The organism is Nonomuraea sp. NPDC051298, assembly GCF_055586305.1.
This window is the reverse complement of record NZ_JBVJIM010000001.1, coordinates 427,399-440,112: the sequence shown is the minus strand read 5'-3', so window position 1 is coordinate 440,112 and position 12,714 is coordinate 427,399. Positions and strand designations below refer to the sequence as shown.

Here is a 12,714-nt window from a genome sequence, read left to right as displayed (position 1 = left end):
GCCTGTGCAGCTCGGGGTTTGCCTGAGGGGCCCAGGCCGTCAGATCCAGCCCGACTCCCTGGCGATGCGGATGGCGTCGATCCGGCTGCGCGCCCCCAGCTTGGCCGTGGTCTTGGCCAGGTAGTTCCGTACCGTGCCCTCGGCCAGGTACAGCGAGGCCGCGATCTCGCCGATCGAGGCGCCGTCGGCGGCGGCCCCGATCACGTCCAGCTCGCGCGGCGTGAGCGGGGCCTCCGCCGGGCGCATGGCCGCGATGGCCAGCTCCGAGTCGATGACCCGCTCGCCCGCGGCCACCCTCCTGATGCCGTCGGCCAGCCTCCCCGGTGGCGCGTCCTTGGCCATGAAGCCGCGTACGTGCACCTCGAGCGCCTTCTTGAGCAGCCCCGGCGTGCCGACCCCGGTCAGGATGAGCACCCCGCACTCGGGCAGTTCGCGGTGCAGCTCGCCCGCGGCGGTGAGCCCGTCCTTACCGGGGAGTGAGATGTCGAGCACCGCGACGTCGGGGCGGCAGGCGCTGGCCGCGGCCAGGATCCGGTCGCCTCGTTCGACCTCGGCCACGATCTCGATGTCCTCTTCGTAGGCCAGCAGTGCGATGAGTGCCCCTCGTACCAGGTGCATGTCCTCAGCGAGCAACGTTCGAATCACCAATGCGTCCTTGCGGTCGACCAGGCTGGCAACGTCTGCGGGCCCCCCAATCCTGCCGTATTGACCTCATGGTGAATAGTCCCTTTGTTTTGGGGTCAAGCACTTTTCGATCCGCGCGTGTTACGGATGACAGAAAACCCGCCGAACGCGCGGTGATTTGGGAATGTAACGACCATGAGACCCCGCGTGCAGCCCCTTCCCCCTGAGGAATGGGACGCCTTCACCAAGGCCAATCCGTACCACGTGTTCGCCACCCTGGCCCGCCATCCCGGTCTGTATCCGGCGTATCGGCGTTTCGAAGGCGCGCTGCTCGACGGCGTCCTGCCCGCCCGCGATCGCGAGCTGGCGATCCTGCGCACGGCCTACCACTGCGGCAGCGCGTACGAGTGGGCCCAGCACACCATGCCGGCCCGTGCGGCCGGCCTCACCGACCAGGAGATCGAGTCGGTGCGCCAGCCGCACGCCCTCTGGCCGGTCGAGGACCAACTCGTGCTCCAGGTGGCCGACGACCTGCACTACGCGGGCGACCTGACCGACGCGACCTGGGCGGCGCTGTGCGACCGCTACGACGAGGTCAGCAGGATCGAGCTGGTCATGCTCGTGGCCCACCACAGCATGCTGGCGCTGGTGCTCAGGACGCTGCGGGTGCAGATCGAGTAGTGATCACGTCCCCTGCCTGGGGGTGATCATCGTGACGCCCGGCACCGAGCCGATCGAGGCCAGCGCCTTGCCGGCGTCCGCCAGGCCGATCGTGCGGGTGACGAGCTGGTCGGGGTGGAGCACTCCTGCCCTGATCAGCTCCAGCATCGGCGGGTACGCGTGCGCGGCCATGCCGTGGCTGCCCAGCAGCCGCAGCTCGTGGCCGATCACCCGGTCCATCGGCACCGGCGTGGCGCCGCCGGGCAGCAGCCCCACCTGCACGTGCCGGCCCCGGCGGCGCAGGCTCTCGACGGAGGCGGCGCAGGTGCGGGGGCTGCCCAGCGCGTCGATCGACACGTGCGCGCCGCCCCTGGTCAGCTCTCTGACCTGGGCCGCCGCGTCGCCGGCCGAGCCGTTGACGAAGTGCGTGGCGCCCGCCAGCTCCGCCAGGTGCAGGGCGTCGGTGCTGATGTCGACGGCCACGACCCGGGCCCCGGCCGCGGTGGCGATCATCACGGCCGACAGGCCCACGCCGCCGCACCCGTGCACGGCCACCCATTCGCCTGGACGTACCTCGCCCACCTGGGCGACGGCGCGGAAGGCGGTGGCGAAGCGGCAGCCGAGCCCGGCCGCCGTGGCGTAGGCCATGTCCTCGGGGATGGCGACCAGGTTGACGTCGGCGTGGTCGATGGCGACGTACTCGGCGAACGAGCCCCAGTGCGTGAACCCCGGCTGCGTCTGCCGTTCGCAGACCTGCTGGTCACCGGTCGCGCAGGCGGCGCAGGTGCCGCACGCGCAGATGAACGGCACCGTCACGCGCGCCCCCGGCCGCCAGCCCCGCACGTCGGGGCCGACCGCCTCGACCACGCCCGCCAGCTCGTGGCCGGGCACGTGGGGCAGCGCCTTGATGTCGGGGTCGTGCCCCTTCCAGCCGTGCCAGTCGGACCGGCACAGCCCCGTCGCCTCGACGCGGATCACCGCACCGTGCGGGGCGGGGGACGGGTCGGGCAGCTCGCGCACGTCGAGCTCTCCACCGAAGATGTCAAAGGCAACCGCTCGCATCTCATGAGCTTAGGGTCTGTTGCCGCAGGTCGCGCAAGGCCCGGTGGGAGGGTGAACCGGGTTCGGTCGTGTAGAGCACCAGACGCAGGTCCTCGCGGTCGGGCACCGGCATGACCTGGCAGATCGCGTCGATGACGCCGACGATCGGGTGGGTGACGCGTTTGCGCTGCTCCCTGCGCACCTGGACCTCGTGCCTGGCCCACAGCTCGGCGAACTCGGGGCTGAGCCCGAGCATCTCGGCCACCAGCGCCTGAAGGGGCCGGTCGTCGGGGTAGCGGCCGGCGGCGGCGCGCAGGTCGGCGACCGAGGCGCGGGCGAAGCGGCCCTTCTCCTCGTCGCTCAGGTGCTCGGCGAGGTCGGGCTCCATGAAGATCCAGCGGATGACGTTGCGCTGGTCGGGCGGCATGGCGTCGAGGTTTCCCATGAGCAGGTTCGCCAGCGGGTTCCAGGCGCGGATGTCGTAGCGGGCGTCCAGGACGAAGGCGGGAACCTCCTCCAGGAACGAGATCAGGTGCAGCAGGCTGTCCGGCACGTCCTCGCGGATGCGCGGCGGATCGAGCGGCTGCCCGGCCAGGTGGAACAGGTGGGTGCGCTCGTCCTGGTCGAGGATGAGCGCCCGGGCCAGCGCGTTGAGCACCTGCCTGGACGGGTGCGGGCCCCGGCCCTGCTCCAGCCGGATGTAGTAGTCGATCGACATGCCCGCGAGCTGCGCGATCTCCTGCCTGCGCAGGCCCGGCGTACGGCGGCGCTCGCCGCTCGGCAGCCCGACCTCGGCGGGGGTGACGCGGGCGCGCCTGGCACGGAGGAATTCGGCGAGTTCGTCGCGGTGCATGCCTTCATCCTCGCGGACGGGCGCCGCCGCCTGGGTGGCACCCCTGATACCAGCCTCCCCAGGTCTCTCCCGCACCCTCGTTGACCTGCGCGAACGTGGAGCCATGACGAAGATCGCCCTTATCACGGGTGCCAACAAGGGAATCGGCCACGAGACCGTCCGGCTGCTGGCCGGGCAGGGCGTCACCGCGATCGTGGGGGCGCGGGACGAGGAGCGCGGCCGGGCCGCGGGGGAGCGGCTCGGGCAGCCGTACGTGCGGATCGACGTGACCGACGAGGCGAGCGTCGCGGCGGCGGCCAAGTGGATCGAGACCGAGTACGGCAGGCTCGACATCCTGGTCAACAACGCCGGGGTCCTCGGCGGCTCGGCCGCCCACCAGCCCAGCGCCACCACCGCCGAGCAGGTCAGGGAGGTCTACGAGACCAACGTGTTCGGCGTGGTCACGGTGACCAACGCCATGCTGCCGCTGCTGCGCAGGTCGGAGGCGGGCCGGATCGTCAACATGTCGAGCGAGCTGGGCTCGCTGGCCATGGCGGCGGACCCGGAGAGTCCCTTCCTCGCGTTCAACGGCCTGGCGTACAACTCCTCCAAGTCCGCGCTCAACATGGTCACCGTCTGTTACGCCAAGGAGCTGAAGGACACCCCGATCAAGGTGAACGCGGCCGCCCCTGGCTACTGCGCCACCGACCTCAACGGGCACACCGGGCCCCGTACGGCCGAGCAGGGCGCGGCGATCGCGGTGCGGCTGGCGACCCTGGACGCGGACGGCCCTACCGGGGCCTACATGGACGATGACGGCGTCGTCCGCTGGTGAGGTGTCAAAGCTGACAGATCGGACATAGGGGGGTGATGGGCAGAGATCTGGAGAAGGAACGTTTCACCGAAGCGGAGTACGTGCGCTTCGGAGAGCGCATCCAGGAGCAGCTCGGCGTGCTGCGCAAGCTGCTCGACATCCCCGGCTTCGGCCAGGGCCCCGTGACGATCGGGGCCGAGCTGGAACTGTTCCTGATCGACGAGGAAGGACGGCCGCTGCCGCGCAACAGCGAGGTGCGCGACAGCCTGGACGACCCCCGCGTGGTGCTGGAGCTGGGCCGCTACAACATCGAGGTCAACCTGACCCCGACGCTCCTTGCGGGCAGGCCCTTCGAGGCGCTGGCCGCGGAGGTGCAGGAGACGATCACCAAGGTGGACCGGGCGGTGGAGGGCGGCGGCGCGCTGCCGATCGGCATCCTGCCCACGCTCGACGCCGGGGACTTCACGCTGGGCGCGATGAGCGACCAGAACCGTTTCCGCGCCTTGAGCAGGGGCTTCAGGAGGCTGCGGCTGGAGCCGTTCCTGGTGAGGATCGGGGAGCTGGAGCTCTCGGTCGAGGACGTGATCCTCGAAAGCGCCAACACCTCGTGGCAGGTGCACATCCGCACGCCGCCGGAGCGCTTCGCGCGGCTCTTCAACGCCGCCCAGCTCGCCATCGGGCCGGTGCTGGCGGCGTGCGGCAACTCCCCGTGCTTCCTGGGGCGTGAGCTGTGGGAGGAGACCCGCATCGCGCTGATGGAGGAGGCCGTGGACGACCGGGACGTGCAGCGGCGCGAGCGCAGGGACGGGCGGGTGACGTTCGGCTCGGACTGGGTGCGCGAGGGCGCGCACGAGCTGTTCGAGCGGTACGTGCGCGACTACGACCCGATCGTGCCCGACCTCGCCGAGGAGGCGCGGCCGTACGAGGTGCCGGAGCTGCGGCTGCACCAGAGCACGATCTGGCAGTGGAACCGCCCCGTCTACGATCCGGCCGACGGCGGCCACCTGCGGGTCGAGATGCGCGCGCTGCCCGCCGGGCCCTCGTGCGCGGACATGGCGGCGAACACGGCCTTCCTGCTCGGGCTGACGTTGTCGCAGGCCGAGCGGGACCTGACCGGGTACCGGTTCGGGCAGGCGTACCAGAACTTCTACCGCGCGGCCATGGACGGGCTGGACGCCACCTTGTCGTGGCCCGGCAGGGAGGGCGACCACGAGGCCGCGGAGCTGGTGCTCTACCTGCTGCCCGAGGCGCGGGAGGGGCTGATCGAGGCGGGGGTGACGCCGTCGGACGCCGACCGGGCGCTGGGCGTGATCGCGGAGCGCACCCGGCGGCGGCGTACCGGCTCGGTCTGGCAGCGCGAGGCGCTGGCGCGCTTCGGCGGTGACCGGCGGCGGATGGTGCGCCGTTATCGGGAGCTGGCGCTGTCGGGCATGCCCGTCCATTTGTGGACGTAGCCACTCAGCCTTTTGCCGGGTGATTCCTGCGCGGTGATTCCGGTCGGGAGAATCTTGTGCCCCGGATCTCGCTGGGTGATTTTCGCCGGACAATTCTCCCAGGGAGCATTTTGTGGGATGAATCGACAACCTCAAGCCCTGTCCGTCCGTCAAACTGGTCAAGAGACGGAAAAGGTGAGGTAGGTATGGCGGCAACGGGGATGGTTCCTGCGGATAAGTCGGCATTTGTCCTGAAGCGGGAGACGGGGGACCTGGCGGAGGGCGCGGCCAAACTGGCGGGCGAGGTCGGGAGCACGGCGGTCGAGGCGCTCCTCGCGCAGGCCAACAGGACCGCCAGGAGCAAGGGGGCCGGCGCGGCGATGGGCTCCATGCGCCCCAGGCCGGCCGAGTGGTACGCCTTCGACGCCAAAGACCAGGACACCACCGACTGGTACCCGCAGGGCCTGACCGGCAGCGACGACTCGGGCAACCTCGGGGTGCCGGCGTTCCTGGTGAGCTGGTACTTCAAGCCGCGGGCGGGCGAACGGGGGATCCGGGTGTCGTTCCTCAGCCCCACGTCGCTGCGCTACCAGCACGCGCTGCTGGTCGTGGCCAGGCCCGACGGCTCGTACGGGCCGATCGACATCCACGCGGGCGGCATCGCCTGCCACGGCGACCTGCTCTACGTCGCCGACACCGCCCGCGGCCTGCGCGTCTTCGACCTGAACAACCTGCTCGACCTGCGCACCGCGCAGCCCGACCTGGGCGACGGCAACCGCATCGGCCGGCACGGCGGCCGGCTGAACGCCTTCGGCTACCGCTACCTCGTCCCCCAGACCGACTTCTGGAAGGTGGCGCAGGCGGGCCCGCGCTTCTCGTTCGTGTCGATCGACCGCAGCGGAGCCACACCCCGGCTCGTCACGGGCGAATACCGCGACAACGACCCCGGCGGGTGGGTCGGGCGCTGGGATCTGGAGCTGGCGGGCGGCGAGCCCGCCGACGCGTTCGTCATGGGGCACGCCGACATCCAGGGCGCGGTGTCGCAGGGGGACAGGTGGTATCTGAGCCAGGGCGCCGGGTCCACCGCCAACGGCAGTCTGCTGGTGCTCGATGGGGAGAAGCTGGAGACCAGGCCGTTCCCGATCGGGCCCGAGGACCTGACCGTGCAGGGCGGCAGGCTGTGGAGCGTCACCGAGTTCAGGAACAAGCGGACGATCTTCGGCGTCGGCCTCTGACGCGCCACCCCAGCCTCGGCCGTCCTGCTCGGCTCAGCCGCGGAGGTGCTTACTGAGCACGTCGCGGTAGCGGCGGTCGAAGTCGTCGTAAAGGGCCCGCAGCTCCGCGCCCGGCCAGTCCTCCGGCAGCAGCTCCGCGGGTAGCAGCGGGTCGGCCAGCAGGTGGCGCAGCACCGCCGCCGAGACCAGGAACCCCTCCGCCAGGCCCGCCGCGCGGCCGAGCGCGTCCTCCAGCCGCCGCGCCTCGGCGGCCCAGCCGTCCAGATCCCACAGCAGGGGAGTGGGATCGTCGTGCGGGCGGCCGTCGATCAGCGTGCACTGCGCGGTGACGATCTCCGGCCAGGCCCGCACCAGGTTGGCCGGCCGCATCCAGGTGCCCTCGCGCAGCTCGGCCAGGCGCAGCGCGGTCATCGTGTGCCGCAGCGCGGCCCGGTCGGCGGGGGCGCGGCGCTCGGCGGTGACCACGGCCACCTCCCACGTGCCGTCCCAGGGCCTGGTGTGGGGGTCGCGGCTCTCGTCCTGCCTGGCCTGGCGTTCGACGAGCCGCTCCGACAGCGTGTACCGCCCGCCTGACTGCAGCAGGTCGCCGGTCGCGACCATCCGTGACAGCGCCACCCGCACCGTGCCCTCCGCGATGCCGAACAACGCCCCGATGCGCACCAGATGGCGGGCGGAGAGGCGGGGCGGGTGGCTGCCGAGCAGCGCGCTCAGCACGGCCGATCGGGCGCTCAACGTGTTATTACGCTCTTCCATCGCGTGTCGAGTATATGTAACACTCGGGAGTATGGGCCGGTATCTCATCGAACCTTTCGATCACGGCGACCGCGGTGACCGCTACGCCACCGAGCGTTACCAGGGGGCGGCCGGGCGGAACTGGTGGCGCTGCGATCCGACGCTCCGCCTGCTCATGCGGCGGCACCTGGGCGACGGCTTCGCCTGGGCGCAGCCGCGCCTCGACCGGCTGGGCGAGCTGACGGGCGGCCTCGTCGCCGAGTGCGCCGAGGAGAGCGACCGCAACCCGCCGCGACTGGAGAAGTACGACAAGTGGGGCAGGGACGTCAGCCAGGTCGTCATGCCGCCGTCGTTCCACGCCGCCCGCGAGGCGCTGATGGCCGACAACTTCACCTCTCCTGACTTCGCCGAACAGGCCCGTGCGAACGGGGCGGATCCGGCCGTGCTCGGTGCCGCGTGGACGTACCTGCTCGACCAGGCCGACATCGGGATGGGCTGTGCGCTCGGCACGGGCGGGGACATGGTGGTCTCGCTCGCCGAGAAGCACGCGCCGCCGGACGTACGCGACCGGGTACGCGAGATCTTCGCCCACGGCTTCTACTCCGGCGAGGCCGCCCAGATGTTCACCGAGCGGTCCGGCGGCTCCGACCTGGCCGCGCTCGAGACCGAGGCCGTGCCCGCCGGTGACGCGTGGCTGCTGTCCGGGTTCAAGTGGTTCGCCTCCAACGCCAACGGCTCGGCGTTCGTGGTGCTGGCCCGGCTGCCGGAGGGGGCGGTGGCGCCGTTCCTGGTGCTGTGGGAGCGGCGCGACGGGAGCCGCAACGGCGTGCGCATCCGCCGGCTGAAGGACAAGCTCGGCACCAGGTCCGTCGCCGCCGCCGAGGTGGAGCTGACAGGGGCGGAGGCGTTCCTCCTGGCCGGAACGGGTTCCGGCTCGGGGCTCGGCACGATGATGCGGCTCACCAACGCCTCCCGGCTCGGCGTGGCCATGATGGGCCTGGGCGTGGCCAGGCGGGCGCTGGTCGAGGCCGTCTGCTACGCGGGGGCGCGCGAGGCGTTCGGCCGGCCGCTCGCCGAGCAGCCGCTGATGCGGCGCAAGCTGGCCGAGCTGGTCGTCGAGGTCGAGGCCGCGCAGGCGCTGGTGTTCGACTGGTACGCCGGTCCCCGGCTGCGCCTCGCGCCCGCCCTGGTCAAGCTGCGCGCCGCCCGGCTCGGCGTGACCGCGGCCAGCGACGCGATCGAGGTGCACGGCGGCAACGGCTACATCGAGCAGTGGCCGGTGGCCCGGCTGCTGCGCGACGCGCAGGTCAACCCGATCTGGGAGGGCGGCGACAACATCCTCTGCCTCGACGTGCGCCGCGCCATGGTCAGGGAGCGGGCCCACCTGCCCTTCCTCGACCGCCTGCGCGCCCTGGCCACCTCCGACCTGGTACGCACCCGCGTCGAGGACCTGGCCAAGGCCATCGAGGCGTGGTCCGCGCTGGAGCACTCGGTGGCCGAGGCACGGCTGTACCCGCTGGCGCAGTTCATGGCCGACGTCTACGCCGCCGCCCTGCTGGAGGACCAGGCCACGTGGGGTCTCGACGACGGCCGCAAGTCGCTCGTGGCCCGCCGGTACGCCGAGTCGCACCTCGCCGACCAGGGGCCGCTGCGCGGCATCGACCGCCCGGCCGGGGAGCCGTCCGACTTCGACACGCTCCTGTCGGGGGCCGTCACGCTTTCCTGACGCGCGCTTCCCGGCCCAGGCCGGGACGGGAGCGTAGGCTCGGGCACGGTCCACGAGGAGAGCCCGGAGATTCGCACGCTTCCCGAGGAGGGTCGCATGACCGTACGCGTGGAGCGCCAAGGCCCCGTCGTCACCGTGGTGATCAGCAGGCCGGAGGCGCGCAACGCCGTCGACCGCGAGACCGCCGACGCGCTGGCCGGGGCGTTCCGTGACTTCGAGGACTCCGACGCAGACGTGGCCGTGCTGTGGGGCGAGGGCGGCACGTTCTGCTCCGGAGCCGACCTCAAGGCGCTCGACAACCGCGTCTGCGAGGAGGGCGACGGGCCGATGGGCCCGACCCGGATACGCCTGACCAAGCCGGTGGTGGCCGCTGTCGCCGGGCACGCGGTGGCGGGCGGGCTGGAGCTGGCCCTCTGGTGCGACCTTCGGGTGGCCGAGGAGGACGCCGTGTTCGGGGTGTTCTGCCGCAGGTGGGGGGTGCCGCTGATCGACGGCGGCACCGTACGGCTGCAGCGGCTCATCGGCGAGTCCCGGGCCATGGACATGATCCTCACGGGCCGGCCGGTCGAGGGGCCGGAGGCGTACGCGTGGGGGCTGGCCAACCGCCTCGTCCCCACCGGCACCGCCCGCCGGCACGCCGAGGCGCTCGCCCGTGAGCTGGCCGCCTTCCCGCAGGCGTGCCTGCGCGGCGACCGGCTGTCGGCGCTGGAGCAGAGCGGGCTGGGGGAGGCGGAGGCGATGCGAAACGAACTGCGCCACGGCCTGGTCTCGCTGCCCGGCGCGGCGGAGGGCGCGGCCCGCTTCGCCGCCGGAGCCGGCCGCCACGGAACCTTCGAGGACATCTGACCGCGAGGGGCCCTCCTGGACGTGCAGGCGGTCCCGGGGGGTTGTCGGTCGGTCCACGTATGGTGGGCCCTATGCCAGACATCGAGGTCGCCGGGCGCGAGGTCCGCATCACCAGCCCCGACAAGGTGGTCTTCCCGCGGTCCGGCCACACCAAGCTCGACCTGGTCAGGTTCTACCAGCGGGTGGGCGAGGCGGCGCTGCGGGGCGTCCACGGGCGGCCGATGGTGCTCAAGCGGTTCGTGCACGGCATCGAGCAGGAGGCGTTCTTCCAGAAGCGGGCCCCGGCCAAGCGGCCCGACTGGATCGAGGTGGCCGAGCTGAAATACCGTTCTGGCCTCAGCGCGGAAGAGGTGGTCTGCACCGATCTGGCGCAGCTCCTGTGGGTGGTCAACCTGGGCTGCGTCGACCTCAACCCCCACCCCGTCCGCTCCGACGACCTGTCCAGGCCCGACGAGCTGCGCATCGACCTCGACCCGGTGCCCGGTGTGGAGTGGGCCGACGTGCTGCGCACCGCCGAGGTCGCCCGCGAGGTGCTGGCCGATCACGGGCTGGTGGCCTGGCCCAAGACGTCCGGCTCGCGCGGCTTCCATGTCTACGCCCGCATCGAGCGCCGCTGGCCGTTCGCGAAGGTGCGCAGGGCCGCCGAGACGGTGGCGCGCGAGGTCGAGCGGCGCGCCCCCGACCTGGCCACCAGCCGGTGGTGGAAGGAAGAGCGGCACGGCGTGTTCGTCGACTTCAACCAGAACGCCTACGACCGCACGGTGGCCAGCGCCTACTCCGTCCGCGCGGTGCAGGACGCCCGCGTGTCCACCCCGCTGAGCTGGGACGAGGTGCCCGGCTGCCGCCCCGATTCCTACACGATCGACACCGTGCCCGAGCGGCTGGCCGAGCGGGGCGACCCGTGGGAGGACATCGACCTGCACGCGGGTTCGCTCGACGGCCTGCTCGCACTGGCGGAGGAGCTGGGCCCCGCGCCCAAGCCGCCCAAGGGCAGCGGGCGCAGGCAGCAGACCGTGCCGGTCATCGAGATCGCCAGGGCCGAGCACAAAGACGAGGCGATGGCGGGCCTCGATCGCTGGAAGGCCCGCCACCCCGGCGTCGCCGCCCGGCTGGAGCCCGCCGACGTGCTGGTCGACGGGATGCGCGGGCGCAGCAGCGTGTGGTATCGCATCCGGGTCAACCTCCAGCACGTCCCGGAGGCCGAGCGGCCCGCACAGGAGCCGCTGGAGGTCGACTACGACCCCTGGCAGCGAAGCGGCTGACAGCGACAGCGAGGCAGGCGATGGCGGCGGCCGAGCGGGTGAGGGGGGTGGCGGGGCGGGTGACGGCTCAGCGGCCCGAGATGAGGTTCGCCAGGCGGGCGTAGGCCGAGGTCGACGTCCCGCGCTCGTTCTCGTGCCGGTCGGCGGCCCGGAAGAGCGCGTAGATGAGCTGCACCCCGGCCCAGCGCAGCGGCTCCGGCTCCCACTGGCGCACCTGCCGCCCCACCCAGGGCAGCCCCGTCAGCGCGGTCTCCCGGCGCAGCACCAGGTCGCGCAGCGTACGCCCGGCCAGGTTCGTCGTCGTGACCCCGCTGCCGACATAGCCGCCCGCCCAGCCCAGGCCGCTGGCGTGGTCGAGGTGCACCGTCGAGCACCAGTCGCGCGGCACCGCGAGCACCCCGCACCAGGCGTGCGCCACGCGCGCGTCGATCGTCGCGGGGAACAGCTTGACCAGCATCCGCCACAGCAGCGCGACCGTCCGGCGCTGCGTGGCACCCCGCCGGTCGGTACGCGACCCGTACCGGTACGGCACCCCCCGTCCGCCGATCGCGATCCGGTCGTCGGCCGTGCGCTGCGCGTAGACGTAGGCGTGCGCGTGATCCTCCAGCAGTTCGCTGCCCTGCCAGCCGATGTGCCGCCACACGTCGGGGGGCAGCGGCTCGGTGACGATCATGGAGCTGTTCATCGGCAGCCACTGCCGGTGCTGCCCGGACAGGCTCGCGGTGAAGCCCTCGGTGGCGCGGATGACGTACTCGGCCGTGACCGCACCCCGCGTCGTGACCGCGGCGGCCCTGCCGTTCCGCCGGGGCAGGATCTCGGTCACCGTCGTGTCCTCGAAGAGGTCGACGCCCAGCCGGACCACCGCTGCGGCCAGCCCGACGGCCAGCTTGGCGGGCTGGATGCGGGCGCAGTGCGGCGAGTACGACGCCTCCAGGGCACCCGCCACCTGCACCCGCTCGCGCTGCTCGGCACGTTCCAGGAGGCGTACGTCGTCCTCGCCGTAGCCCCACCCGCGCAGGTCGGCGACCCCGGCGCGCAGGCGGCGCCGCTGGGCCGGGTTCGTCGCGACGTGGATCAGCCCGCCCTTGTGCACGTCGGCGTCGATGCCCTCGGCCCGCGCCACGTCGATGACCTCGTCCACGGACCGGAACATCGCGTGCTGCAGATCGATCATGGCCTGCCGGCCGCGCGCCTTGGCGTACCGCTTGCGCGACCCGGCGAACTCGGCCGACAGCCACCCGCCGTTGCGCCCCGACGCGCCGAACCCGGCGAACTCCCTCTCCAGGATCGCGATCCGCAGCCCCGGCTCGGCCCGCTTGAGGTAGTAGGCGGTCCACAGGCCGGTGTAGCCGCCGCCCACGATGGCGACGTCGTAGTCACGCGGGCCGGGCAGCGCCGGTCGGGGGCCGGGCAGGCCGATCTGCCGGTACCAGAAGGAGACGTCGCCGTTGGCGAAGTCTTTGGTCAGCGGGATGCCGTTGCTCACCGAACACATTGTCTAGTAGCGGA

At 72.2% G+C, this 12,714-nt stretch carries 12 protein-coding genes; 7 read left to right on the top strand and 5 right to left on the bottom strand.

The window, feature by feature from the left end:
- Positions 1-39: 39 nt before the first annotated feature.
- On the bottom strand, positions 40-645 hold the full coding sequence (locus ACZ6S0_RS02225; RefSeq protein WP_344873605.1) for a response regulator transcription factor: 606 nt from the start codon (positions 643-645) through the stop codon (positions 40-42).
- A 174-nt stretch (positions 646-819) separates the two neighbouring features.
- Between ACZ6S0_RS02225 and ACZ6S0_RS02220 the strand changes: the two genes are divergently transcribed.
- Entirely contained in the window at positions 820-1,305 is a 486-nt protein-coding gene (locus ACZ6S0_RS02220) for a carboxymuconolactone decarboxylase family protein (protein ID WP_465912765.1), read from the top strand.
- A 3-nt stretch (positions 1,306-1,308) separates the two neighbouring features.
- Here the strand turns inward: ACZ6S0_RS02220 and ACZ6S0_RS02215 are convergent, their stop codons facing one another.
- Both ACZ6S0_RS02215 and ACZ6S0_RS02210 read right to left on the bottom strand, forming a co-directional pair.
- Entirely contained in the window at positions 1,309-2,346 is a 1,038-nt protein-coding gene (locus tag ACZ6S0_RS02215; RefSeq protein WP_465912764.1) for a zinc-dependent alcohol dehydrogenase family protein, read from the bottom strand.
- A gap of 1 nt (position 2,347) precedes the next feature.
- Entirely contained in the window at positions 2,348-3,178 is an 831-nt protein-coding gene (locus ACZ6S0_RS02210) for a helix-turn-helix transcriptional regulator (protein WP_465912763.1), read from the bottom strand.
- A 103-nt stretch (positions 3,179-3,281) separates the two neighbouring features.
- Between ACZ6S0_RS02210 and ACZ6S0_RS02205 the strand changes: the two genes are divergently transcribed.
- The 3 genes from ACZ6S0_RS02205 (at position 3,282) to ACZ6S0_RS02195 (ending at position 6,639) form a co-directional block, all read left to right on the top strand.
- Complete coding sequence (locus tag ACZ6S0_RS02205) at positions 3,282-3,992, top strand: SDR family oxidoreductase (protein WP_465912762.1); 711 nt, start codon at positions 3,282-3,284, stop codon at positions 3,990-3,992.
- Positions 3,993-4,027: 35 nt separating this feature from the next.
- Complete coding sequence (locus ACZ6S0_RS02200; protein WP_465912761.1) at positions 4,028-5,425, top strand: glutamate-cysteine ligase family protein; 1,398 nt, start codon at positions 4,028-4,030, stop codon at positions 5,423-5,425.
- Between the two features lie 185 nt (positions 5,426-5,610).
- A complete protein-coding gene (locus ACZ6S0_RS02195; RefSeq protein ID WP_465912760.1) occupies positions 5,611-6,639 on the top strand; it encodes a hypothetical protein in 1,029 nt (342 codons plus the stop codon).
- 33 nt (positions 6,640-6,672) lie between these two features.
- On the opposite strand, the gene ACZ6S0_RS02190 is transcribed toward ACZ6S0_RS02195, so the two are convergent.
- Positions 6,673-7,392: a PaaX family transcriptional regulator C-terminal domain-containing protein gene (locus ACZ6S0_RS02190; RefSeq protein ID WP_465912759.1), complete on the bottom strand. Its 720-nt coding sequence runs from the start codon at positions 7,390-7,392 to the stop codon at positions 6,673-6,675.
- A 31-nt stretch (positions 7,393-7,423) separates the two neighbouring features.
- On the opposite strand from ACZ6S0_RS02190, the gene ACZ6S0_RS02185 reads away from it, so the two are divergent.
- The 3 genes from ACZ6S0_RS02185 to ligD all read left to right on the top strand — a co-directional run bounded on the left by ACZ6S0_RS02185 (position 7,424) and on the right by ligD (position 11,205).
- Positions 7,424-9,097 carry an acyl-CoA dehydrogenase family protein gene (locus ACZ6S0_RS02185; protein ID WP_465912758.1) on the top strand — a complete coding sequence of 558 codons (1,674 nt, stop codon included), beginning with the start codon at positions 7,424-7,426 and terminating at the stop codon, positions 9,095-9,097.
- A gap of 96 nt (positions 9,098-9,193) precedes the next feature.
- Complete coding sequence (locus tag ACZ6S0_RS02180) at positions 9,194-9,943, top strand: crotonase/enoyl-CoA hydratase family protein (protein WP_465912757.1); 750 nt, start codon at positions 9,194-9,196, stop codon at positions 9,941-9,943.
- Between the two features lie 71 nt (positions 9,944-10,014).
- Positions 10,015-11,205, top strand: coding sequence for a non-homologous end-joining DNA ligase (ligD, locus tag ACZ6S0_RS02175; protein WP_465912756.1), 1,191 nt, complete (start codon positions 10,015-10,017; stop codon positions 11,203-11,205).
- Between the two features lie 67 nt (positions 11,206-11,272).
- Here the strand turns inward: ligD and ACZ6S0_RS02170 are convergent, their stop codons facing one another.
- Positions 11,273-12,700 carry an NAD(P)/FAD-dependent oxidoreductase gene (locus ACZ6S0_RS02170; protein ID WP_465912755.1) on the bottom strand — a complete coding sequence of 476 codons (1,428 nt, stop codon included), beginning with the start codon at positions 12,698-12,700 and terminating at the stop codon, positions 11,273-11,275.
- Between the last annotated feature and the right edge of the window lie 14 nt (positions 12,701-12,714).